Origin of the sequence: Streptococcus sp. IsoGale022 (assembly GCF_031142805.1) — a bacterium.
Classification (GTDB): domain Bacteria; phylum Bacillota; class Bacilli; order Lactobacillales; family Streptococcaceae; genus Streptococcus; species Streptococcus sanguinis_A.
Genome location: NZ_JAKZJI010000008.1, coordinates 1 through 23,057 on the forward strand (window position 1 = coordinate 1; position 23,057 = coordinate 23,057).

Genomic DNA, 23,057 nt, shown 5'->3' on the forward strand with positions numbered 1-23,057 from the left:
AATTTTTCTAGAATTTTTTATTTATCAGAGGCTAGCCTCTATTAAAGAGAGGGAAGATAAGCTTCCTCACCTAGTTGACGTGCTATTAAACCAGCTCTCGCCAGCTGAAGTAAACTCTCTGTGAATTCATAAATATGCTCTCTTTCGCTTGTGGTCAACTCTTTTTTAGAAAATTTTCTTCTTAAAGCTTTGTAATCTCGACCTTCCTGTTGAAAGAAAGGAGCATCTTGTAAATAGGCTTTTACATTCTCCAAGTTTTCTAAAATACCAAGATGAAAAGCGGCAGAAGCAAAAGTTTTATCAAAAGGCTGGGTGCAGACGCTCCGAAACTCTACTGTCCCCCGTGTCGTCAAATCTTGATACTGATAACTTCTGTGATTCTTGAAGTCCGCTTCCCTTGGAGTCAAGTTTGCTTTTTCACCTGAAAGGCTATAAGCCTCAATAGTTTTCTGACTCATGTATTCATTAGCAGCTATCGGATAGAAATAGTAGGATTTACCTTCTCGTTCGGCAGTAAAAAGTGCTGATCTATCAAGATAAGCAAAAAATTCATCTTCAGTTTGAAAATCTTTTGAATTCACACCCGCATTTTCCTGTAAAATGCCATGCATCGATTGCTCCCAGAAAATATCCCGAGCTATTTTTGTATCCCAAGAAGAATCTGAAAACTCTGAATTGGCAAATAGGTAGGCTTTAGCAGCTTCAATTTGATTGAAGACATTGATAACAGTTAAATAATTTTCTCTTGAGACATCCAACTGAACTTGACTCCCACAAATAAAAGCTCCATATTCCGGATAATTGTGCAGACCATCCATGTTCTTTCCCATAGCTAAATACTGCATCAACATTTCATATCTTGGATACTTAACTGGACTATTATCATTTTCAGCCCAGAAAGGATGAATACCTTCACCTTGAATTTCATGATGTTCTTCACGTAGAATTGGCTGAATAATGTCTAGATAGTTCTTAAAACGCTCTTCAACTTCTTGAATTCTGCTAGCCTTGGCAAAAGCAAATTCCAAAGTATTGTAAGAAACCTCAAAAAGAATTCTGTCTTCATTTTTAGTAGATTTCAGTTGGATAGGATTTCCATCTCTATCGAATCGTTCTGCCTCAAAATCATACTCTTCCAACAGACGTTTCAAGAGATTTTTTGCAACATTTGTATCAGTCGCTCCGCACTGGCTATTGACAATAGGAAATTCTAACTCAATGCCAACGTAGACAGTTGGATTTTCTTTAATATTCTTTAAATAGCGTTCTTTTAAAATTTGGATTGAATCAATCATTTCCATTTCCTATAAATTTTTGATAGTGTTAGAGTATTATAACAAAATTTTAGATATTTTCCTAGCTTCATACAAAAACGCCTGCTTACGAAATTGTTTTTGTCTTAAAAGCAATTTCGTAAACAAGCGTCTACCTATTATCAACTATATGATGAGTGTTCCCGCTAGGAAAAAATCCTAGCGGTAGACCAGAGCTAGACTAAGAATAGAAGTTCTATTCCATCATCATAACACTCAACAAAGATTGATGATCTTATACTAATTCGATGATTGCCATTGGCGCAGCATCTCCGCGGCGCGGTTCAGTTTTCAGGATACGAGTATATCCACCGTTGCGCTCTGCATAGCGTGGTGCAATCTCAGAGAACAATTTTTGAAGAGCAGTAGTTGTAGTATACTTTTCTGTTTCTTCATCATAGTTTTCTGATGCGATTTCATTGCGTACAAAAACTGCTGCTTGACGACGAGCGTGCAAGTCTCCACGTTTGCCCAATGTAATCATTTTTTCAACTGTTTTACGGATTTCTTTAGCACGAGCTTCAGTTGTCACGATTGATTCGTTGATCAGCAAATCAGTAGTCAAATCGCGAAGCATTGCTTTACGTTGTGAGCTAGTGCGTCCTAGTTTACGGTAAGCCATGTATTCCTCCTTTATTTATCGTTTTTTAACCCCAGACCGAGATCAGCAAGTTTAACTTTTACTTCTTCCAGACTCTTGCGTCCCAAGTTACGAACTTTCATCATTTCTGGCTCAGATTTTTCTGTCAAATCAAATACAGTATTGATACCTGCACGTTTCAAACAGTTGTATGAGCGAACTGACAAATCTAATTCTTCGATGGTCCGTTCCAAAATGCGGTCATCAGAAGTCTTTTCTGCTTCCTTCATAACGTCTGCAGCGATAGCTACTTCTGTCAGGTTAGTGAAGAGATTCAAATGTTCCGTAAGGATGCGGGCTGAAAGTCCCAAAGCATCTTCTGGAATAATTGTTCCATTCGTTAAAATTTCAAGGGTTAGTTTGTCAAAACCATCGTTGCTACCAACACGAGCTGGCTCAACCTGGTAATTAACTTTTGTCACTGGCGTATAGATAGAATCCACCGCAAGTGTTCCCACTGGTGCATCATCTTTCTTATTTTCATCTGCAGGCACATAACCACGACCGCTGTTGACAGTCATTGTTGCTTTAAAGCTTGCACCTTCTCCGATTGTAAAGAGATAATGATCAGGGTTTATAATTTCAATGTCACTGTCTGTTAAAATGTCTCCGGCAGTCACTTCTGCTGGTCCTTCAACATCCAGTTCAATAATCTTTTCGTCTTGGACGTAAGATTTTACAGCAATCCCTTTGACGTTCAAAATGATTTGCATCACGTCTTCACGGACACCGGAAATTGTATCAAACTCGTGCAAAACACCTTCAATATTAATTGAAGTGACAGCCGCACCTGGAAGTGAAGCTAAAAGCACACGGCGAAGAGAATTTCCCAGTGTTGTACCATAGCCACGCTCAAGCGGCTCTACTACAAACTTGCCATAATCTTTATTTTCATCAATTTTTGTTATATTTGGTTTTTCAAACTCAATCATTTGCTATACTCCCTCTTAAACGAAAAGCAGTGTAACGGTTGGTGATTATACACGGCGACGTTTTGGAGGACGAGCACCATTGTGTGGTACAGGAGTCACATCACGAATAGCTGTTACTTCAAGACCAGCGGCAGCAAGAGCACGAATAGCAGACTCACGACCAGAACCTGGACCTTTTACAGTAACTTCAACTGATTTCAGACCGTGTTCCTGTGCAGATTTAGCAGCTGCTTCAGATGCCATTTGGGCAGCAAATGGTGTAGATTTACGAGAACCTTTAAATCCAAGAGCTCCAGCAGATGACCAAGCAATCGCGTTACCATGCACATCAGTAATCATAACAATAGTGTTATTAAATGTAGCGTGAATATGAGCAATACCGGATTCGATATTTTTCTTCACACGACGTTTACGTGTTGGTTTAGCCAAGACTTTTTACCTCCTTATATTATTTTTTCTTACCTGCAATCGCAACAGCTTTACCTTTACGAGTGCGGGCGTTATTTTTAGTGTTTTGTCCACGGACAGGAAGTCCACGACGGTGACGGATTCCACGGTATGAACCGATTTCCATCAAACGTTTGATGTTCAAGTTTACTTCACGACGAAGGTCACCTTCAACTTTAATCGCATCTACTTCACGACGGATAGCGTCTTCTTGTTCGATTGTAAGATCTTTTACACGAATATCTTCTGAAACTCCAGCAGCTGCCAAGATTTTCTTAGAAGTTGGAAGTCCGATACCGTACACATAAGTCAGCGAAACGACTACACGTTTGTCATTTGGAATGTCAACTCCAGCAATACGAGCCATTTTTTCTCCTTTCTATCTTATCCTTGACGTTGTTTGTGTTTTGGATTTGCTGGGCAAATTACCATAACACGACCATTACGACGAATAACTTTGCAGTATTCGCAAATTGGTTTGACCGATGGTCTTACTTTCATTTTTTCCCTCCAAGTTTTTCGATTATTTAAAGCGGTATGTGATCCGTCCACGTGTCAAATCATAAGGACTCATTTCTACAGTCACACGGTCTCCCGCTAAAATACGAATATAGTTTTTACGAATTTTACCAGAAACTGTTGCTAAAATCTGATGTCCATTTTCAAGTTCAACCGTAAACATTGCATTAGGCATTGTATCAACTACCTTGCCTTCAACCTCAATCACATCGTCTTTTGCCACGCAAAAGTACCTCCATAAATTTCGATTTGATCCCTCTGAGCACAGAGGTAACAATTATAAGTCAGACTAATTCATTGTATCACTACTTGTCAAATATTGCAAGCATGAAAAACGCTTTTATTTCATATTTGTCAAGACTTTTTCGATAGCTGAGAAGACATCATTAATATCTTGATTTCCTTGAATATCATGGACCAGACCTTTGCTGCGATAGTAATCAATGATTGGCTGACCCTGAGCGATATTGACATCCAAACGACGTTTAACTGTCTCAGGCTTGTCATCTTCGCGTTGGTAATAATCTTCTTCCTTGTAGTTTGCTGGCGGATTGAAGACCTTGTGGAAGGTTTCTCCTGTTTGACGATGGATAATCCGACCACTCAAACGCTCCAAGAGACAGTCTGGGTTCACTTCGATATTGATTACACCTTCAAGTTCGATACCTAGTTCAGCCAATGTTTTGTCCAAGGCATGTGCTTGCTCAATCGTACGTGGGTAACCATCCAAGAGGAAGCCTGTTTGCTTAATATCGTCTTGACTCAAACGCTCTTTGACAATACCGTTTGTCACTTGGTCTGGCACCAACTCGCCCTTGTCAATATAGGACTTGGCTAAGACGCCCATCTCTGTTTGGTTAGCAATCGCCGCGCGGAACATATCTCCAGTTGAAATATGTGCAACATTGAAATGCTCAACGATTTTAGCAGCTTGAGTTCCTTTACCAGCACCTGGTAAGCCCATAATCAAAAGATTCATGATTGGTCTCCTTTTTTGTTTTTAAAGCAATCTATTAAACCGATTAATAAACTCGTTTAAAAACAAAATAGAAGGGGGTGAGTCTACTCTGTCCCCTTTTATTTTGTTTATTTTCGGTTCAAGAAAGGTTATCTGAACAAACTTCTCATTAGAAAAGCAATTCAAAAGTTCCCTTACTCTGATGTATCCATAAAGCCGACATACTTTCTCTTCAGCAGGTAGCCTTCTAGCTGTTTCATTCCCTCAATACCGGTTGAGATGATGATCAAGAGACTGGTTCCTCCAAGAGCAACGGCATCTGTCAATCCAAATACATCTTTAGCCAAAATAGGCAGGATAGAAATGAAACCTAAGAAGAGAGATCCAACTGTTGCCAAACGACGCAGCAGCTTAGACATGTAGTCTTCTGTTCCTTTACCAGGACGAACACCTGGAATGTAGGCTCCGCTCTTTTGCAGATTTTCTGCTGTCTTCTCTGGATTAATCTGTACAAAAGTATAGAAGAATGTAAAGAGGACAATCAGGAAGGCGTACATGAACATACCACTAATGGTCGTTGTTGCCAAAAGTGACTGAGCTGTCTTAACCCAATCTGCGTCATAGCCCAAGGCGCTGACAACTTGGAAAATCGCTGCCGGTGCAGCTGTAATCGAGCTGGCAAAGATTACTGGAATAACCCCAGCTGGATTGACTTTCAGTGGCAGATAGGAGCTAGAAGGTGCACCCTTCGCTACTTTCGTATACTGAACTGGAATTTTATATTCAGCCTGCTGTACAAAGGTTGTAAAGTAAATGATAAGCAGGACTGCTACAATCAGAATTCCTACAAAAATGAAAGATGAAGTCAAACGATCACTAGGAATATTGACAAAGTAATCTTCATAAATACCTTTAATCATATCAGGGATAGCTGAAACAATACCAGCAAAGATAATCATGGAAACACCATTCCCATAACCCTTATCTGTGATTTGTTCTCCTAGCCAGGTCACAATCATAGAACCTGTTGCTAGAAGAACGCAAATCAAAGCGTAGGTCTGAACATTAGGATTGGCAACCAGATTAGCTCTTGAGAGAGTATCAAAACCAGCGGTAATCCCAATTGCCTGCACAAAGGCTAAAACCAGGGCAATATAACGGGTCGCTTGATTCAGCTTTCTACGTCCTACTTCCCCTTGCTTGCCCCACTCTACAAACTTCGGAAGCAAGTCCATCTGCAGCAACTGAACAACGATAGAAGCTGTGATGTAAGGACTGACTCCAAGTGCAAAGACAGAGAAGTTGCGCATGGCATTACCAGAGACCAAGCTCAGCATATTCAAGAATGGCAAATCATTCAAATTGCTTAAGGCTTCGGCATTAATCCCCGGAACCGTTATGGTTGTACCGATACGGAAAACTAAGATGATAAAAATCGTGAACAAAATCTTAGACCGTACCTGTTTGATTTTAAATGCGTCTTTTAATAGTTTGAAAAACATAGGTCACCTCGCTTAGATGACTTCCACTGAACCACCTTTAGCAGTGATAGCTTCTTCAGCTGATTTAGAGAATTTAGCTGCCTTAACAGTCAATTTCTTTGTCAATTCTCCGTTACCAAGAATCTTGATACCTGATTTTTCAGCTTTTACAATACCTGCTTCGATGAGAACAACTGGTGTTACTTCAGCGCCATCTTCAAAGGCGTTCAGTTGGTCAAGGTTAACAATCGCATATTCTTTGCGGTTGATGTTTAGGAAGCCACGTTTTGGAAGACGACGGAACAATGGAGTTTGCCCACCTTCAAAACCAAGGCGAACTCCGCCACCGCTACGAGCTTTTTGACCTTTTTGACCACGACCAGATGTTTTACCGTTACCAGATGATGTACCACGACCAACACGGTTGCGGACTTTACGAGAACCTGCAGCAGGTTGTAATTCATGAAGTTTCATTATATTATTTCTCCTCTTTTGTAAAATGCTAGCGCTCATATAGGAGAAAAGGTGTCTCCTATATAAACTCGCCTATACATATATTTAGTTTTAGGGGCTGAGAAAATCCCATCCCCTAATTTATTTTAAATTTAAAGTTGTTAAACCAGCAAAGCTTATTTAACTTCTTCAACAGTTACCAAGTGTGATACTGCAGTAATCATACCGCGTACTGCTGGGTTATCTTCTTTGATAACTGAGCTGTTCAATTTGCCAAGTCCAAGTGCTACAACAGTTTTACGTTGTGACGGGATGCGTCCGATTGGAGACTTAGTCAAAGTAATTTTAATTTGAGCCATGTTATCCCCTTTCTTATGCCAAGTCAGAAACTGAAATACCACGAAGGGCAGCAACTTCTTCAGCGCGTTTTAATTGTTTCAAACCTTCAACAGTTGCGCGAACGATGTTGATTGGAGTGTTAGAGCCAAGAGATTTAGATGTAACATCTGCTACACCTGCCAACTCGATGACGGCACGAACCGCACCACCGGCAGCAACTCCAGAACCCTCAACAGCTGGCTTAAGCAATACTTTAGCTCCGCCAAATTCTGAAAGAACTTCGTGAGGAATTGTTGTGCCAACCATTGGTACTTCAATCAAATTCTTCTTCGCATCTTCAACTGCCTTGCGGATTGCTTCTGGTACTTCTTGAGCTTTACCAGTACCGAAGCCAACACGACCATTGCGATCACCAACAACTACAAGAGCTGCAAAACGAAGACGACGTCCACCTTTAACAACTTTTGTAACACGGTTGATGGCAACTAAACGTTCTTCAAGTTCAACTGCGTTGTCTTTAAATGCCATTTTCTAGTGTCCTCCTCTTAGAATTTCAATCCGTTTTCACGAGCTGCATCAGCCAAAGCTTTTACACGTCCGTGATAGAGATATCCACCGCGGTCGAAGACGACTTCAGAAATACCTTTAGCAACTGCACGTTCAGCAACGAGCTTACCAACAACAACGGCTTGTTCTGTTTTAGTTCCTTTTGAAACTTCTTTGTCAAGAGTTGAAGCGCTTGCGAGCGTTACACCCGCTACGTCATCAATCACTTGAGCGTAGATGCCTGTATTAGAACGGAATACGTTCAAACGTGGGCGATCAGCAGTTCCAGAGAGTTTTCCGCGAACGCGACGGTGACGTTTTTGGCGGATTTTATTTTTATCTGGTTTCGTAATCACAATTTTCACCTCTTAATTTTAATCTTGTGCTTATGCACAACCTTGGGAAACAGCTTGTTTGGCTGAAAAAATCAGCCAGACAAGATTATTTACCAGTTTTACCTTCTTTACGGCGAACGAATTCACCAACGTAGCGGATACCTTTACCTTTGTATGGCTCTGGAGCACGCAGACTACGTACGTAAGCTGCTGTTTGTCCAACTACTTCTTTTGAAATTCCGCTGATAACGATAGTCGTTGGGTTTGGAAGTTCAAAAGTGATGCCTTCTGGTGCTTCTACTTCGTCTGGATGAGATTTACCAACTGAAAGCACAAGCTTTTTGCCTTGAAGTTGAGCACGGTAACCAACCCCACGCATTTCAAGTTCTTTCTTGAATCCTTCTGATACACCAACAACCATGTTGTTCAAAAGGGCACGAGTAGTTCCGTGGATTGTTTTCATTTCTTTTGAATCGTTTGGACGGTGAAGAGTAACTTCAGTTCCTTCCACACGGATTTCAATATCTTTTGAGAACTCACGAGTCAGTTCTCCTTTAGGTCCTTTTACAGTTACAACGTTGTCTTTGTTGCTAAGTTCAACACCAGCAGGCAACACGATAACTTTATTACCAATACGTGACATGTATATATTCTCCTGTTAGATTGTCAGGCCGCAAGCGACCAGTTTTCACGGGGTTTAAATCGATTTCTCAATTTAAAGGAAAATTTAGGTTTCAATTTCAAAGTGAATCTAGGCATCGTCTCGCAGGCATAACTTGGGTTAGGCAAGAGACGATAACGAAGAGTCACAAATAAATTGGGAGCTAAATATTACCAAACGTAAGCGATAACTTCCCCACCAACATTCTTTTGGCGTGCTTCTTTGTCAGTCAGCAAGCCTTCAGATGTTGAAAGGATAGCAATTCCAAGTCCGTTCAGAACTTTTGGAAGATCTTCGCGTTTCTTGTAAACACGCAGACCTGGTTTTGAAATACGTTTCAAACCAGTGATAACTTTTTCACCATTTTGTCCGTATTTAAGGAATACACGGATGATGCCTTGTTTGTCATCTTCGATGATTTCAACGTTTTTTACAAAACCTTCACGCTTCAGGATTTCAGCAATCCCTTTTTTGATGTTTGATGCAGGCACTTCAAGCACTTCGTGGTTTGCTTGGTTAGCATTACGGATACGTGTCAGAAAGTCTGCAATTGGGTCAGTCATAACCATTTTATATTTCTCCTCTTACTAGTAGTTTGCAAGCTGCACTTGCTAGTTAATGATTGAGCTGGGCTCAGATAGTATTGATACATTCAAATAAGATAACTCTTATTTGAACACGAGCTACAACCTGGGCAAAAAAGATAAATTTGTTTTGGAGCATCGCTCCTTCACCAAATTTCCTATTTTTGCTGTGGTTGTTACGCTCTTTGTATCATGATATTACCAAGATGCTTTGGTAACGCCAGGGATTTGTCCTTTGTATGCTAATTCACGGAAGCAAACACGGCAAAGTTTAAACTTGCGGTAAACGGAATGTGGACGGCCACATTTTTCACAACGAGTATAAGCTTGCGTAGAGAACTTAGCTGGGCGTTTGTTCTTAGCAATCATTGATTTTTTAGCCATTTGTTTTACCTCCTATATTATTTTGCAAAAGGCATTCCAAGGCCTGTAAGCAATTCGCGTGACTCTTCGTCAGTGTTAGCAGTTGTTACGATAACGATGTCAAGACCGCGAGTCTTATCAACGTCATCAAAGTTGATTTCTGGGAAGATCAATTGTTCTTTCACACCAAGTGTGTAGTTTCCGCGTCCATCAAAAGATTTTGTTGGAACACCGTGGAAGTCACGAACACGTGGAAGAGAAACTGAAACCAATTTATCCAAGAATTCATACATACGTTCGCCACGAAGGGTTACTTTAGCACCAATCGCTACACCTTCACGAAGACGGAAGCCGGCGATTGATTTTTTAGCTTTAGTGATAAGTGGTTTTTGACCTGAGATAAGAGCCAATTCTTCAGCAGCTTTTTCAAGGTTTTTAGCGTTTGATACAGCGTCACCGACACCCATGTTCAAAACGATTTTATCCACTTTTGGCACAGCCATAACAGATGAGTAGTTGAACTTTTCAGTCAAAGCAGGAACTACTTCTTTAAGATATTTTTCTTTTAAACGATTTGCCATTATACTTCTCCTTTCCTTCGTGATTAGTCAAGCACTTCGCCTGATTTTTTATTGTAACGAACTTTTTTGCCGTCTACAAACTTGTAACCAACACGTCCTGCAACACCATTCTTGTCAAGCACTTGAACGTTTGACACATGGATTGGTGCTTCTTTTTCCACGATAGCACCTTGAGGGTTTTCGTTATTTGGCTTTTGGTGTTTCTTAACGATGTTTACACCTTCAACAACAACTTTGTTTACTTTTGGAAGAGCTGTAACAACAAGTGCTTCAACACCCTTGTCTTTACCAGCAATTACGCGAACTTTGTCGCCTTTTTTTACAAACATTTATTTCTCCTCTTAATTCTTACGCCCATAGGGCACCCTGACTTTTGCCAGGGGACTGTGTTTGTTAATTTTGATTAAAGTACTTCTGGAGCCAATGATACGATCTTCATGAAGCCGCCGTCACGCAATTCGCGAGCAACTGGGCCGAAGATACGAGTTCCGCGAGGAGTTTTGTCTTCACGGATGATGACTGCAGCGTTTTCGTCAAATTTGATGTATGAACCATCTTTACGACGAGCACCTGATTTAGTACGAACGATAACAGCTTTTACAACGTCACCTTTCTTAACCGCACCACCAGGAGTAGCTTGTTTTACAGACGCAACGATTACATCACCGATGTTAGCGAACTTACGTCCTGAGCCACCAAGAACTTTGATTGTCAAGATTTCGCGAGCGCCGCTGTTGTCGGCAACTTTCAAACGAGTTTCTGTTTGAATCATTTAAGTTTTCTCCTTTCTGGTTTGATTAGATGATAACCGCTTCTTCAACGACTTCTACAAGACGGAAGCGTTTTGTAGCTGAAAGCGGACGAGTTTCCATGATACGAACGATATCGCCTTCTTTGGCAACATTGTTTTCGTCATGTGCTTTGTACTTCTTAGAGTAGTTAATACGTTTACCATAGACTGGGTGGTTACGTTTAGTTTCAACTACAACTGTGATTGTTTTGTCCATTTTGTCAGAAACAACGCGTCCGACAAGAACTTTACGATTATTGCGTTCCATTGAAATTCTCCTTCCCTAGTCTATTATTTAACTTCTGATTGAACAGTTTTGATACGAGCGATTTGTTTTTTCACTTCTTTCAGGCGAGCTGTCTGCTCCAATTGGCCAGCAGCTGCTTGGAAACGAAGATCAAACAATTCTTTCTTCAATTCATTTTCACGCTTCGCGAGTTCTTCTTGAGAAAGACCACGAAGTTCTTTAACAAATTCTTTTACTTCATTAAGTTTCATGCCTTCTCCTTATTCTGCTTCACGTTTTACGAATTTACATTTAACTGGAAGTTTGTGGCTTGCAAGGCGAAGCGCTTCGCGAGCGATTTCTTCTGAAACGCCAGCAACTTCAAACATTACTTTGCCACGCTTAACTGGTGCAACCCAACCTTCTGGAGCACCTTTACCAGATCCCATCCGTACACCGATAGCTTTTGCAGTGTATGATTTGTGTGGGAAGATTTTAATCCAAACTTTACCACCACGTTTCATGTAACGAGTCATAGCGATACGGGCAGCTTCGATTTGGCGGTTAGTGATCCAGTGGCTAGTAGTTGCTTGAAGACCGTATTCTCCAAATGCTACTTCTTTTCCGCCTTTAGCTTCACCGCGCATTTTTCCACGGAATTCGCGACGGTGTTTAACACGTTTAGGTACTAACATTGGTTATTTACCTCCTTTAGTGTTTTTACGAGCTGGAAGGACTTCTCCACGGTAGATCCAGACTTTAACACCCAGTTTACCGTAAGTAGTATCAGCTTCTTCCCAAGCGTAATCGATATCCGCACGAAGAGTGTGAAGCGGAACAGTTCCCTCAGAGTAACCTTCGCTGCGGGCAATATCTGCACCGTTCAAACGACCTGATACTTGAGTTTTGATTCCTTTAGCTCCTGCACGCATTGTACGTTGGATAGCTTGTTTTTGAGCACGACGGAAAGCAACACGCTGCTCAAGCTGGCGAGCAATTCCTTCACCAACCAGATGCGCATCCAAGTCAGGACGCTTGATTTCGATGATGTTGATGTGGACTTGTTTTCCAGTCAATTTGTTGAGTTTTGCACGAAGTGCATCAACGTTTGCTCCACCTTTACCGATAACCATACCTGGCTTAGCAGTGTGAAGAGAAACGTTTACTTTGTTTACTGCGCGTTCGATTTCAATAGTTGAAATCGCTGCGTCAGCCAATTCTTTTTGAACGAATTTACGGATTGCAAGATCTTCATGAAGGTAATCCGCGTATTCTTTTTCAGCATACCATTTGGCATCCCAATCACGGATGATGCCGACACGCATACCAATTGGATGTACTTTTTGACCCACGATGTTACCTCCTTATTTTTCTGCAACGACCACAGTGATGTGGCTTGTGCGTTTATTGATTGGTGAAGCTGAACCTTTAGCGCGCGGACGGAAACGTTTCATAGTTGGTCCTTCGTTTGCGAAAGCTTCAGATACTACCAAGTTTGCTTTTTCCAAACCAAAGTTGTTTTCAGCATTAGCGATTGCAGAGTTCAAAACTTTTTCGATAATGCCAGCAGCTTTGTTTGGAGTGAATTTCAAGATTGCGATTGCGTCAGCGACGTTTTTACCACGAATATTGTCAAGAACCAGACGAGATTTACGAGGTGAAACACGCACTGTACGAGCCATTGCTTTAGCTGAAGTAATTTCTGCCATTTATGTTCTCCTTATTTTCTACGTGTTTTCTTGTCGTCTGCAGCATGACCCTTGTAAGTACGAGTTGGTGCAAATTCACCAAGCTTGTGACCTACCATGTCTTCCTGGATGTAAACAGGCACGTGTTTACGTCCGTCATAAACTGCGATTGTGTAACCAATGAAACTTGGGAAGATCGTTGAACGACGTGACCAAGTTTTGATGACTTTTTTCTTTTCGTCGTTAGCTTGAGCTTCAACTTTCTTCATCAAATGCTCATCGACGAAAGGTCCTTTTTTAAGACTGCGTCCCATTTTATATTTTCTCCTTTAAATAAGTACCACAGCGGCCTGCGCTGACTAAGCAGCGCTACCGAGCTGGCGGATAGATTGTTTTAAATTATTTCTCGTTGCGACGACGAACGATAAGTTTGTCAGATTTCGCTTTTTTGTTACGAGTTTTAAGTCCAAGGGCAGGTTTGCCCCATGGAGTAGATGGTGCTTTACGACCAACTGGTGCTTTACCTTCACCACCACCGTGTGGGTGATCGTTAGGGTTCATTACAGAACCACGAACTGTTGGGCGGATACCTTTCCAACGGCTACGTCCTGCTTTACCAAGGTTTACAAGTCCATGTTGTTCGTTTCCGACAACACCAACTGTAGCGCGGCAAGTACCAAGAATCATACGAACTTCGCCTGATTGAAGACGAACAAGAGTGTACTTACCTTCTTGACCCAATACTTGAGCAGAAGCTCCAGCAGCACGAACCAATTCTCCGCCGCGGCCTGGCTTCAACTCAATGTTGTGCACCAAAGTACCAACTGGGATGTTTGCAAGCGGAAGAGCGTTTCCGACTTTGATATCTGCTTCAGGACCTGAAACGATACGTTGACCAACTTCAAGACCTTTAGGAGCGATGATATAAGCTTTCACACCGTCAGTGTAGTGAACCAAAGCGATGTTTGCTGAACGATTTGGATCATACTCAATTGTTTTTACAACTGCTTCAACAGCGTCTTTGTTACGCTTGAAGTCAATCAAACGGTAGTGACGCTTGTGGCCGCCACCTTGGTGACGAACAGTGATGCGACCGTTGTTATTACGACCAGCCTTGCTCTTCAAAGAAACAAGCAAAGATTTTTCTGGAGTGCTGGTAGTGATTTCAGCGAAATCCAAAGAAGTCATATTACGGCGACCGTTTGTTGTTGGTTTATAAACACGAATTCCCACGATATTTCCTCCTTAGATTATTCTTCTTCTGCACCGAACAACTCGATTGCTTTAGAATCAGCTGTCAGTGTTACGATAGCTTTTTTAGTTTTGTTTGTAAAACCAGTGTAGCGTCCAACGCGTTTTGCTTTTGGTTTTACATTGATAGTGTTAACGTTAGCAACCTTAACTCCTTCAAAAGCAGCTTCAACAGCTTGCTTGATCAAGAGCTTGTGAGCGCGAGTGTCCACTTCAAATACGTATTTGCCTGCTTCGTACTGAGCCATTGACCCTTCAGTGATAACAGGTTTTTTGATTACGTCGTACAAATTCATTATGCAAGAACCTCCTCAATTTTAGAGATAGCTGCCTGAGTAACCAGAAGTTTATCGCTGTTTACGATGTCCAGAACGCTTGCAGTTGTTGCAGTTGCAACTTTCACGTTTGGAAGGTTGCGAGCTGAAAGTGCAGCGAATTCATTTCCTTCTTCAAGGATAACAAGAACTTTTGTATCAACGCTCAGTGCAGCAAGCACTTTTGCAAACTCAGCAGTTTTTGGAGCTGTAAATGAAAGGCTGTCTACAGCTACGAATTTGTTTTCAGCAACTTTTTCAGAGTAAACTGATTTCAATGCTAATCTACGAACTTTACGTGGAAGTTTGTAAGCATATGAACGAGGAGTTGGACCGAATACGATACCACCACCACGCCATTGTGGAGAGCGGATAGAACCTTGACGAGCACGTCCAGTTCCTTTTTGACGCCATGGTTTGCGTCCGCCGCCTGATACTGCAGAACGGTTTTTAACAGCGTGAGTTCCTTGACGAAGGCTAGCGCGTTGGCTGATGATAACATCAAAGACAACTGATTCATTTGGCTCAATACCAAAGACCGCATCGTTTAGAACTACTTCACCAGCTTCTTTACCAGTTTGGTCAAATAATTTTACGTTTGCCATTGTGACTGATTTCCCCTTTCTTTATTATTTACCAGCTTTAACTGCTGACTTGATAGTGATAAGAGATTTCTTAGCACCTGGTACGTTACCTTTAATCAGGATAACGTTCTTCTCTGGAACAACCTGTACGATTTCAAGGTTTTGAATCGTTACACGGTTACCACCCATACGTCCTGCCAAGCGTTTGTTTTTGAACACGCGGTTTGGCGCAACTGGTCCCATTGAACCAGGACGACGATGGTAACGTGAACCGTGAGCCATTGGACCACGAGATTGGCCGTGGCGTTTGATAACACCTTGGAAACCTTTACCTTTTGAAGTTCCTGTTACATCAACAACATCACCAGCTTCGAATGTATCGACAGTGATTTCTGCTCCTACTTCCAAGCCTTCAATGTTTTTGAATTCACGAATGAAGCGCTTAGGAGCTGTGTTAGCTTTCGCTACATGGCCTTTGGCAGGTTTGTTGCTCAATACGTCACGAAGGTCATCAAAACCAACTTGAACTGCGTTGTAACCATCTGTTTCAACTGTTTTAACTTGAAGAACAACGTTTGGAGCTGCTTCAACAACAGTTACAGGGATTAATTCGCCAGCTTCAGTGAAGATTTGAGTCATTCCCACTTTTTTCCCTAAGATTCCTTTTGTCATGAGAAAATGTTTCCTTTTCTATAATTTTTTCAAAAAGTTTTTAACGAGCGTTTTTTATGCTCTGGTTTAGATCAAACTTTAGATTAAAGTTTAATCTCTACGTTCACACCACTTGGAAGATCTAATTTCATCAAAGCGTCAACTGTTTTTTGAGTTGGGTTGATGATGTCAATCAAGCGTTTGTGAGTACGCATTTCAAATTGTTCGCGAGAGTCTTTGTATTTGTGAGTCGCACGAATGATTGTGTAGAGGCTACGCTCAGTTGGAAGTGGGATTGGACCCGCAACTTCAGCACCAGTACGAGTAGCAGTTTCTACGATTTTTGCAGCCGCTGTATCAAGTGTACGATGTTCGTAAGCTTTCAAACGGATGCGGATTTTTTTGTTTGCCATCTTTTTCTCCTTTTCGTCTATTTAAGATAATAGGCTAGCTCCACAAGAAAACCGACAGGTGATTGCGTGGCAATGCAACCGAGCGTGTCGCAACCTCTTGCATCAAAGCAACACACTGTATTTTTACAGCACCATAGTATCTTAACACAAAGAACCAGTCATTGCAAGGGATTTGAGTAATTTTTTAAAGATTTTTAGGATAATTTTTTATGAAAGTGTTTTCTAAACAATTTATAAGTCTTGTAAGTCATTATCTAGAAGAAAATTTAGACTTTTTCAACTATTTATTCGATTTTGTATTCAGAAAATACAAAATCTCACTGACGCACATCAGTGAGATAAAAAATGAAAATTTACCCTTGGCTACTTTGTTTTATAACAAGGGACTGTTCTTTTCAATGCGAAAGCTATTGCCCGACTGGCAGATGACAAGGTCTGCAGCTGCTAGATAGGGTTGATAAAAGTGCCTATATTGCTCTCGTCGAGCCAGATGCGTCTGCTCTATCCACTCTGGCCTGCGCTCTCGCACAGCCACATCCCGTGCCAAGCGTCGTTCTAACTCAGTCTGATCGTCCGTGTAAAAGCAAAGCGACAAATCAAACAAACTTTCAGGCAAAAAGGCAGCCGACATACCTTCTACTATTAAAATCGGCTTTCGAGCTGATAAACGCAAGCTAGACGACCAAGCTGTGCCAATGGTCAGAATATCCAGACCAGACTGCAAGGCGCAGATATCTCGCTCCAGACTCCCGAGTTCATGAACAGCTGGGAGACAGGCTGTGACTTTTTGATGAGGAAAATCTTTGGAACTGAGCAAATCTCGATACTCCCCAGTAATTACATAAGGATCTGTTTCCAGCAGATTGGCTCGGTCCTCACCCAAGGCTAGCTGGAGTTTTCGAGCAAAAGTTGACTTCCCCGAAGCACCGTGACCGTAAATACGCAGGGTATGGTTTTGGTCGCCTGACAGATACGCTGTCAATCTTTTCAGCAATTTCTCTTCATCAGACATGGCTTCTCCTTTCAAATGGAGATTCTTAGAAATTTCGGCTGGATTTATTGTAGCCGTAGCGCTCAATAAAGTCTTCGCGGAATTCCAGCAGGTTGTCATCCATGATAGCTTGGCGCACCTTCTTCATAAGGTTTACCAAGAAGTAGAGATTATGATAGCTGGTCAGGCGGATGCCGAAGGTCTCGTCCGCTTTGAGCAAGTGGCGGATATAGGCCCGCGTGTAGTTGGTACATGTGTAGCAGTCACAGTTGTGGTCAAGCGGCGTGAAATCTTCCTCAAACCGAGCGTTTTTAACAACCAGACGTCCTTCGCTGGTCATACAGGTACCGTTTCGGGCAATCCGAGTCGGCAGGACGCAGTCAAACATATCAACGCCACGGATAACCCCATCAATCAAGCTATCTGGCGCCCCAACTCCCATGAGGTAGCGAGGCTTGTTTTCAGGCAGTAGGGGAGTTGTGAAGTCCAGCACTGCATTCATCTCTTCGTGAGATTCACCAACTGCCAGTCCTCCAATTGAGTAGCCCGGAAAATCCATGCTGACCAAGTCTTGAGCAGACTGACGACGCAAATCTTCAAAGCCAGCACCCTGAACAATCCCAAAGAGACCTTGGTCGTGTGGACGGCTGTGGGCCTTGAGTCCACGCTCTGCCCAACGGCTAGTCCGCTCAATGGACTTCTTGACATAGTCATAGGGCTGATAGAACTGCGGACATTCGTCAAAGGACATCATAATGTCACTGCCTAGATTGTTCTGGATGGAGATGGCCTTTTCTGGCGATAGGAACATCTTGGAACCATTGAGGTGGTTCTTAAAGGTTACTCCTTCTTCTGTGATGTTGCGACTGTCAGCCAGCGAGTATACTTGAAAGCCACCACTATCCGTCAGAATAGGCTGGTCCCAGTTCATGAACTTATGCAGGCCACCTGCACGGGCAATCAGCTCATCGCCTGGCCGCAGCCAAAGGTGATAAGTATTGGACAAGATAATCCCTGAACCCATTTGCTTGAGCTCTTCTGGTGACTGGGTCTTGACCGTCGCCTGGGTCCCAACCGGCATAAACATAGGCGTCGGAAAAGTCCCGTGAGGCGTGATAATTTCCCCCAAACGAGCACCTGTATGCTTTTCTTTTTTTATCAAACGATACTGAATCGGTGATGTTGACATGTTTCCTCCTGCTGGGAAAAACAGTCCCAGCGATTTTTCTTCTATATAATGAGCAGCAAAGGCTCACAAGATACCGTATGATTTTACCAAAAAAACTTCTATCTGTCACGGGGTATGATATAATGTAACAGACAAATCCAATTGGAGGAATTATGAATCTAAGTAACATCAGAGCTCAGGCTCGTACCGTCCGCAGTCAAACGAGGGGGATTTTTCTTTTGTTTGCGGCTCCAACCCTTGTCAGCATCCTCAGCATCTTACTTTCCCTCAATGACAATCTAAGAGATTCCATTCCCAGCCTAACTTTTAGCCAGTCCATCTATCTTCTCATTAGTAAAAATCTTTTTCCGACGACCATCCAGTTTATCTTGACCTTGCTACTGCTTTCTGCCAGCTATACCATGATGAAGGTCCTTCGTAAGAAAAAGGATGACGTTGGTTTTTCAGATATTGGCCAGCTTTTTTCGAGCAAGACTTTCACACCTGTCTTCAAGACGGTTTTGCTCAAGCAGCTATTGCTTTTCCTTTGGAATCTTCCTATATTTTGCGGGAGTCTTCTGTCCGTCTTCAATGCTTATAAGATTCTCAACATTTCGGAAAAAATTCCTGCCCATACAGTGGTGACAGCTCAAAGCGAGGCAGGACAGCAGATTCTTCAATACACCCCTGGTATGTTACTGGGAAGCCTCTTGATATTGGTTGGTCTAGGCATCACCGTTCCTCAGTACTACGCATATTCTCAAGCAGAGCTCATCCTCTACGACCAGCTTGAAACTGATACCTACCAGGGAGCTTTCTCTGCTATCCGTCAAAGTCGGAAACTAATGAAGGGCTATAAAGGAAAGCTATTTCTGCTGGACCTGAGCTTCATCGGCTGGAATTTATTGGCCAAAATGACTTATGGTATACTCAATATTATGGTTCTCCCTTATACTGCGATTGCTTACATTCTCTTCTACGAAGAGTTGAAAAAAGAAAAAGCTATTCTAAACGAAAACAACCCACAGGCATAGAACTCCTTGTCCTAAGCTTGTGAGTTGTTTTTTTATTTACTATTATAGTCTGTTCTTTCAAGGGCAGAGCAGATTTTATCATAGGCTGCCTCTAGTGAATCCTCATCTGTGAAGAAGGATTCCTCTTCCCAGCCTAAGAAGTCTCGGTCATTCCACCAGCGCTTCATGTCGGCTGGAGTAAATTCTTCTTGTTTAACTCTGGTCTGATGGCGGCGGACTGTTTCTTCAAAGGATAGGTCATAGTAGTAAGCAAAGACCTGCGGAGCGAAGAGTTTTTTCAACCGCTCTAGCATCTGTCCGTAAATGTCTGTCTCATAAAATCCTTCTACCAGAACCAACAAATCATGTTCGTAACCGAATCGTGCCAATGTTTCCGTCAGGTCAATAGACAAATTTCCCAGCTCAACTTTTTCCTTGAGCATATCCCGTCTAACCGTATCCTGCGCTATCAGGAGAGTCCCTTGGCCATAGTGAGTCTGCAGTTTCCTGGCTAGGCTAGACTTGCCAGAGCCCGAGTTGCCACGAATGATGACTAACTTAGCCATCTTATTCGCCCAGAATCAAGCGAGTGTGCTCGCGTTTAATGCAGCGGTCCATGACAATGTCATCCCGACCAGCTGCCCGCAAAATCTGCTCAGCTTCCTCATTCTCCAAGCCCAACTGAGCCCAGAAGATCTTGGCATCCGTCTGCAGAAAATCCAGTGCCACATCCGGCAAAAACTCACTGCGGCGATATACATCGACAATATCCACTGGGAAAGGAATGTCTTTGAGACTGGCATAAACAGTCTCGCCAAAAATCTGACCGCCCGCTGCACGAGGATTGACTGGGATAATGCGATAGCCCCGCTCCTGCATCTCCTTGGACACACGGTTGCTGGTCGTTTCTTCGCGGTCAGACAAGCCAACAACAGCAATCACCTTGCTGTTTCCCAGATAATGCTTGACAATGGCATCACTGGGATTTTGAAAATGATAAGTCATAGGATTCCTCCTCATTCATAATAAAGCTAGATAGTTTTGCAGTATTTGCTTCTTAACTGAATCCGAGCTAAACACCATGTGAAAAAGATAAGCTTCCTTGCATTCATCGAATGCTATGTCAGCTTTCTATTTTCACTTTGTGTTTTACGCCCTTGATATCTTACTTTGCCTCGTACCAAGTTTGGCCGGCATTTTCATCAGCCACTAGTGGAACGGCCAGCTCAATCGCAGCTTCCATAGTTTCTTTGACTAGCTGGCGGACTGCTGTTAGCTCGTCATTTGGCACTTCCAGCACGATTTCATCGTGCACCTGCAAGAGCATGCGAGCCTTGAAATTCTTCTCTGCTAGAGCTCCGTCCAGATTAATCATAGCGACTTTGAGAATGTCTGCGGCCGATCCTTGGATTGGGCTGTTAATAGCTGTGCGCTCCGCAAAATTTCGGATGTTAAAGTTGCGGGAATTGATGTCCGGCAAGGAGCGACGGCGATGGTAAATAGTCTCTACATAGCCCTTATCACGCGCTTCGCGGACGATGGTTTCCATATAATTCTTGATACCAGGGAAACGCTCAAAATAGGTCTGAATATAATCTTTGGCAGCCTTGCGGGAAATACCGAGGTTATTGGCTAGGCCGAAGTCGGAAATGCCATAAACTACACCGAAGTTAACGGCCTTGGCATTGCGGCGGTCATTTGGCGTCACATCCTCTGCCTTTTCAATACCAAAGACCCGCATGGCGGTAGCCGTGTGAATGTCTTCTCCATGCTGAAAGGCAGCAATCAGATGCTCGTCCTGCGAAATGTGAGCCAGCACCCGCAGCTCAATCTGGGAATAATCCGAGCTGAGTAGTACGCTGTCCGCCCACTCTGGCACAAAGGCCTTGCGAATGAGGCGACCCTGCTCCAAACGAACAGGGATATTCTGCAAGTTGGGGTCAACCGAGGAGAGGCGGCCCGTCTGAGTCAAATCCTGAACATAGCGAGTGTGAATCTTACCGTCAGATGCAATGGCCTCCTGCAGTCCGATGATATAAGTGGACTGGAGCTTGCTGATTTGACGGTATTCCAGAATCTTAGACACAATCGGTGCAATGGGAGCTAGGCGCTCCAGCACATCCACCGCTGTCGAGTAGCCTGTCTTGGTCTTTTTGGTGTACTCCAGCGGCAACCCCATATCCTCAAAGAGAATGGTTCCCAGCTGTTTCGGTGAGTTGATATTGAACTCCTGACCAGCCAGATCATAAATCTCTTGGGTCAGACTTCCCAGCGTCTTTTCATTTTCCGCCTGCATGCCCTGCAGGGTTTCCTGCTCAACCTTGATTCCCGCAATCTCCATCTTGGCTAGGACAAAGGCCAACGGCTGCTCCATTTCAAGTAACAAATCCAGCTGATCGTGTGCGCGGAGCTGTTCCAGCATAGACTCTTCTGTTTCCAGCAGTACTTGGACCTTACGAGCCAGATGCTCAAAGAGCTGCTCTTGCTCCGGCAAAGCGCGCTTGGCTCCCTTGCCATACACCTCATCATCAGTCGGCAGAATTGTTTGGCCGTAGAGGCGAGCAATAGTCGCCAGCTCATTGTCCTCAACCGTCGAAAGCAGATACTTGGCTAGACGCGCATCAAAGGATGCTGCTGGCAGTTCGATACCATAATGACTGAGCAATACCTTGGTCCGCTTGAGGTCGTAGGTTTTCAGAGCTGTTTTTGTTAAAAACTCCTGAAAGAGAGGCTGCTGCAGTAGATTGCTGGTGCCGACATAAATCTGACGGCTATCGCCCCAGGCAAGACCAACAATCTCTTCCTTGTGGTAGTTGTCACCCAAGATTTCAAAATAGAAAAATTGCTCTGGTGCCAGCATATCTGCTGCCACCTCAGTCACTTTGGTAAATTCAATTGGTTTGACTTCTACGGGATCCTGAGCCGTTCCTAGCTGAGCCTTGAGCTGCTTGAAGCCCATCTCGTCATAGAACTTGCTTAGATTCTCTACCTGCGGACCCTTATAAACCAAATCATCCAGCCCGATTTCAATCGGAGCCTGAGTATTGATGGTGGCTAGGGTTTTAGATAAGAAGGCCTTGTCCTTGTCATTGATCAGATTTTCCTTCATCTTGGAAGCCTTGAGCTGGTCGATATTTTCATAGAGATTTTCCAAAGAGCCATACTCCAAGAGGAGCTTGAGGCCAGTCTTCTCACCAATCTTGGTCACGCCAGGGATATTGTCCGACTGATCGCCCATCAGCGCCTTGAGGTCAATAAACTGCTCTGGCGTGATACCCATCTTTTCCATGAGGTAGGCTGGGGTAAACTCCTCAAATTCGGCTACGCCTTTCTTGGAAATTTCCACCACGGTATTATCATCTGTCAGCTGAATCAAATCTTTATCGCCGCTGATAATGGTCACATCGTAAGGCACAGCCGTCTTTTCAGCCATCTTATCCAAGGTCCCGATGATGTCATCCGCCTCGTACTGAGCCAAGTCGTAGTAGTGAATGCCTAGGTGCTTCAGCATTTCTCGGATAAAGGGCAGTTGCTCACGAAATTCATCTGGTGTCTTGGCCCGACCTGCCTTATAGTCAGCGTACATCTCGGTCCGGAAGGTCGTCTTACCAGCATCAAAAGCTACTAGGACATGAGTCGGCTGCACGCGCTCCAAGAGATGATTGAGCATGAGGTGGAAGCCATAAATAGCATTGGTATGCAGACCAGATGGACTCTTGAAACGGTCGATTTGATTATAAAGCGCAAAAAAAGCGCGAAAAGCAACGGACGAACCGTCGATTAATAATAGCTTATTCTTTTTTTCCATAGGTTTAT

The 23,057-nt window shown here is 43.1% G+C and carries 36 protein-coding genes; 1 reads left to right on the plus strand and 35 read right to left on the minus strand.

The window, feature by feature from the left end:
• Nucleotides 1-41: 41 nt before the first annotated feature.
• From RG608_RS05445 to tgt, 32 genes are all read right to left on the minus strand, one after another.
• Complete coding sequence (locus tag RG608_RS05445) at nt 42-1,301, minus strand: glutamate-cysteine ligase family protein (protein WP_268687899.1); 1,260 nt, start codon at nt 1,299-1,301, stop codon at nt 42-44.
• A 247-nt stretch (nt 1,302-1,548) separates the two neighbouring features.
• A complete protein-coding gene (rplQ, locus tag RG608_RS05450) occupies nt 1,549-1,935 on the minus strand; it encodes a 50S ribosomal protein L17 (protein WP_308946685.1) in 387 nt (128 codons plus the stop codon).
• 11 nt (nt 1,936-1,946) lie between these two features.
• Nucleotides 1,947-2,885: a DNA-directed RNA polymerase subunit alpha gene (locus RG608_RS05455; RefSeq protein WP_002894519.1), complete on the minus strand. Its 939-nt coding sequence runs from the start codon at nt 2,883-2,885 to the stop codon at nt 1,947-1,949.
• 45 nt (nt 2,886-2,930) lie between these two features.
• On the minus strand, nt 2,931-3,314 hold the full coding sequence (gene rpsK, locus RG608_RS05460; protein WP_001118385.1) for a 30S ribosomal protein S11: 384 nt from the start codon (nt 3,312-3,314) through the stop codon (nt 2,931-2,933).
• 19 nt (nt 3,315-3,333) lie between these two features.
• Nucleotides 3,334-3,699 (minus strand): 30S ribosomal protein S13, encoded by a 366-nt coding sequence (rpsM, locus tag RG608_RS05465; RefSeq protein WP_002894516.1) that lies wholly within the window; start codon nt 3,697-3,699, stop codon nt 3,334-3,336.
• 17 nt (nt 3,700-3,716) lie between these two features.
• Nucleotides 3,717-3,833 (minus strand): 50S ribosomal protein L36, encoded by a 117-nt coding sequence (gene rpmJ / locus RG608_RS05470; RefSeq protein ID WP_001808836.1) that lies wholly within the window; start codon nt 3,831-3,833, stop codon nt 3,717-3,719.
• Nucleotides 3,834-3,855: 22 nt separating this feature from the next.
• Nucleotides 3,856-4,074 (minus strand): translation initiation factor IF-1, encoded by a 219-nt coding sequence (gene infA / locus RG608_RS05475; protein WP_001029883.1) that lies wholly within the window; start codon nt 4,072-4,074, stop codon nt 3,856-3,858.
• Nucleotides 4,075-4,191: 117 nt separating this feature from the next.
• Nucleotides 4,192-4,830, minus strand: a complete 639-nt coding sequence (locus RG608_RS05480; protein ID WP_268687898.1) for an adenylate kinase — start codon at nt 4,828-4,830, stop codon at nt 4,192-4,194.
• Between the two features lie 173 nt (nt 4,831-5,003).
• Nucleotides 5,004-6,311: a preprotein translocase subunit SecY gene (gene secY / locus RG608_RS05485; RefSeq protein ID WP_308946686.1), complete on the minus strand. Its 1,308-nt coding sequence runs from the start codon at nt 6,309-6,311 to the stop codon at nt 5,004-5,006.
• 12 nt (nt 6,312-6,323) lie between these two features.
• Nucleotides 6,324-6,764, minus strand: coding sequence for a 50S ribosomal protein L15 (gene rplO / locus RG608_RS05490; protein ID WP_002901833.1), 441 nt, complete (start codon nt 6,762-6,764; stop codon nt 6,324-6,326).
• A gap of 155 nt (nt 6,765-6,919) precedes the next feature.
• Nucleotides 6,920-7,102: a 50S ribosomal protein L30 gene (gene rpmD, locus RG608_RS05495; protein ID WP_002894509.1), complete on the minus strand. Its 183-nt coding sequence runs from the start codon at nt 7,100-7,102 to the stop codon at nt 6,920-6,922.
• A gap of 13 nt (nt 7,103-7,115) precedes the next feature.
• The gene (gene rpsE, locus RG608_RS05500; protein WP_002894506.1) at nt 7,116-7,610 is read right to left on the minus strand and encodes a 30S ribosomal protein S5; all 495 of its coding nucleotides are present in this window, start codon (nt 7,608-7,610) and stop codon (nt 7,116-7,118) included.
• Nucleotides 7,611-7,627: 17 nt separating this feature from the next.
• The gene (gene rplR / locus RG608_RS05505; protein ID WP_009659213.1) at nt 7,628-7,984 is read right to left on the minus strand and encodes a 50S ribosomal protein L18; all 357 of its coding nucleotides are present in this window, start codon (nt 7,982-7,984) and stop codon (nt 7,628-7,630) included.
• Between the two features lie 85 nt (nt 7,985-8,069).
• Nucleotides 8,070-8,606, minus strand: coding sequence for a 50S ribosomal protein L6 (gene rplF, locus RG608_RS05510; protein WP_004189537.1), 537 nt, complete (start codon nt 8,604-8,606; stop codon nt 8,070-8,072).
• A gap of 188 nt (nt 8,607-8,794) precedes the next feature.
• Nucleotides 8,795-9,193, minus strand: a complete 399-nt coding sequence (gene rpsH / locus RG608_RS05515; protein WP_002894501.1) for a 30S ribosomal protein S8 — start codon at nt 9,191-9,193, stop codon at nt 8,795-8,797.
• Nucleotides 9,194-9,406: 213 nt separating this feature from the next.
• Nucleotides 9,407-9,592 carry a type Z 30S ribosomal protein S14 gene (locus RG608_RS05520; RefSeq protein ID WP_001085697.1) on the minus strand — a complete coding sequence of 62 codons (186 nt, stop codon included), beginning with the start codon at nt 9,590-9,592 and terminating at the stop codon, nt 9,407-9,409.
• Between the two features lie 17 nt (nt 9,593-9,609).
• The gene (rplE, locus tag RG608_RS05525; RefSeq protein WP_002894499.1) at nt 9,610-10,152 is read right to left on the minus strand and encodes a 50S ribosomal protein L5; all 543 of its coding nucleotides are present in this window, start codon (nt 10,150-10,152) and stop codon (nt 9,610-9,612) included.
• A gap of 23 nt (nt 10,153-10,175) precedes the next feature.
• Nucleotides 10,176-10,481, minus strand: coding sequence for a 50S ribosomal protein L24 (gene rplX, locus RG608_RS05530; protein ID WP_002894497.1), 306 nt, complete (start codon nt 10,479-10,481; stop codon nt 10,176-10,178).
• 74 nt (nt 10,482-10,555) lie between these two features.
• The gene (gene rplN / locus RG608_RS05535; RefSeq protein WP_002894494.1) at nt 10,556-10,924 is read right to left on the minus strand and encodes a 50S ribosomal protein L14; all 369 of its coding nucleotides are present in this window, start codon (nt 10,922-10,924) and stop codon (nt 10,556-10,558) included.
• 25 nt (nt 10,925-10,949) lie between these two features.
• Nucleotides 10,950-11,210: a 30S ribosomal protein S17 gene (rpsQ, locus tag RG608_RS05540; RefSeq protein ID WP_000440801.1), complete on the minus strand. Its 261-nt coding sequence runs from the start codon at nt 11,208-11,210 to the stop codon at nt 10,950-10,952.
• 23 nt (nt 11,211-11,233) lie between these two features.
• Complete coding sequence (rpmC, locus tag RG608_RS05545) at nt 11,234-11,440, minus strand: 50S ribosomal protein L29 (protein WP_002894488.1); 207 nt, start codon at nt 11,438-11,440, stop codon at nt 11,234-11,236.
• Nucleotides 11,441-11,449: 9 nt separating this feature from the next.
• The gene (gene rplP / locus RG608_RS05550) at nt 11,450-11,863 is read right to left on the minus strand and encodes a 50S ribosomal protein L16 (RefSeq protein ID WP_000960948.1); all 414 of its coding nucleotides are present in this window, start codon (nt 11,861-11,863) and stop codon (nt 11,450-11,452) included.
• Nucleotides 11,864-11,866: 3 nt separating this feature from the next.
• The gene (gene rpsC, locus RG608_RS05555) at nt 11,867-12,520 is read right to left on the minus strand and encodes a 30S ribosomal protein S3 (RefSeq protein ID WP_002894486.1); all 654 of its coding nucleotides are present in this window, start codon (nt 12,518-12,520) and stop codon (nt 11,867-11,869) included.
• A gap of 12 nt (nt 12,521-12,532) precedes the next feature.
• A complete protein-coding gene (gene rplV, locus RG608_RS05560) occupies nt 12,533-12,877 on the minus strand; it encodes a 50S ribosomal protein L22 (protein WP_002894484.1) in 345 nt (114 codons plus the stop codon).
• Nucleotides 12,878-12,888: 11 nt separating this feature from the next.
• Nucleotides 12,889-13,170 carry a 30S ribosomal protein S19 gene (gene rpsS / locus RG608_RS05565; RefSeq protein ID WP_000533766.1) on the minus strand — a complete coding sequence of 94 codons (282 nt, stop codon included), beginning with the start codon at nt 13,168-13,170 and terminating at the stop codon, nt 12,889-12,891.
• 85 nt (nt 13,171-13,255) lie between these two features.
• Nucleotides 13,256-14,089 carry a 50S ribosomal protein L2 gene (rplB, locus tag RG608_RS05570; protein WP_002894482.1) on the minus strand — a complete coding sequence of 278 codons (834 nt, stop codon included), beginning with the start codon at nt 14,087-14,089 and terminating at the stop codon, nt 13,256-13,258.
• A gap of 17 nt (nt 14,090-14,106) precedes the next feature.
• Complete coding sequence (locus tag RG608_RS05575; RefSeq protein WP_002894481.1) at nt 14,107-14,403, minus strand: 50S ribosomal protein L23; 297 nt, start codon at nt 14,401-14,403, stop codon at nt 14,107-14,109.
• Nucleotides 14,403-15,026, minus strand: a complete 624-nt coding sequence (gene rplD, locus RG608_RS05580) for a 50S ribosomal protein L4 (protein WP_268687897.1) — start codon at nt 15,024-15,026, stop codon at nt 14,403-14,405. The genes RG608_RS05575 and rplD overlap by 1 nt, the downstream gene beginning before the upstream one ends.
• Before the next feature lie 24 nt (nt 15,027-15,050).
• Complete coding sequence (gene rplC / locus RG608_RS05585) at nt 15,051-15,677, minus strand: 50S ribosomal protein L3 (RefSeq protein WP_002894479.1); 627 nt, start codon at nt 15,675-15,677, stop codon at nt 15,051-15,053.
• Nucleotides 15,678-15,760: 83 nt separating this feature from the next.
• A complete protein-coding gene (gene rpsJ / locus RG608_RS05590; protein ID WP_002894478.1) occupies nt 15,761-16,069 on the minus strand; it encodes a 30S ribosomal protein S10 in 309 nt (102 codons plus the stop codon).
• Between the two features lie 373 nt (nt 16,070-16,442).
• Nucleotides 16,443-17,081, minus strand: a complete 639-nt coding sequence (locus RG608_RS05595) for a uridine kinase (RefSeq protein WP_002899665.1) — start codon at nt 17,079-17,081, stop codon at nt 16,443-16,445.
• A 25-nt stretch (nt 17,082-17,106) separates the two neighbouring features.
• Nucleotides 17,107-18,249, minus strand: coding sequence for a tRNA guanosine(34) transglycosylase Tgt (gene tgt / locus RG608_RS05600; RefSeq protein WP_002899664.1), 1,143 nt, complete (start codon nt 18,247-18,249; stop codon nt 17,107-17,109).
• A 152-nt stretch (nt 18,250-18,401) separates the two neighbouring features.
• Here tgt and RG608_RS05605 point away from each other — a divergent pair, with 152 nt between their 5' ends.
• The gene (locus RG608_RS05605) at nt 18,402-19,262 is read left to right on the plus strand and encodes a DUF975 family protein (protein WP_268687896.1); all 861 of its coding nucleotides are present in this window, start codon (nt 18,402-18,404) and stop codon (nt 19,260-19,262) included.
• 32 nt (nt 19,263-19,294) lie between these two features.
• Here the strand turns inward: RG608_RS05605 and RG608_RS05610 are convergent, their stop codons facing one another.
• The 3 genes from RG608_RS05610 to polA all read right to left on the minus strand — a co-directional run bounded on the left by RG608_RS05610 (nt 19,295) and on the right by polA (nt 23,049).
• Nucleotides 19,295-19,807 carry a kinase gene (locus RG608_RS05610; RefSeq protein ID WP_002905778.1) on the minus strand — a complete coding sequence of 171 codons (513 nt, stop codon included), beginning with the start codon at nt 19,805-19,807 and terminating at the stop codon, nt 19,295-19,297.
• Nucleotide 19,808: 1 nt separating this feature from the next.
• Entirely contained in the window at nt 19,809-20,246 is a 438-nt protein-coding gene (locus tag RG608_RS05615; protein WP_032906296.1) for a CoA-binding protein, read from the minus strand.
• Nucleotides 20,247-20,406: 160 nt separating this feature from the next.
• Nucleotides 20,407-23,049, minus strand: a complete 2,643-nt coding sequence (gene polA, locus RG608_RS05620) for a DNA polymerase I (RefSeq protein WP_268687895.1) — start codon at nt 23,047-23,049, stop codon at nt 20,407-20,409.
• Nucleotides 23,050-23,057: the final 8 nt, after the last annotated feature.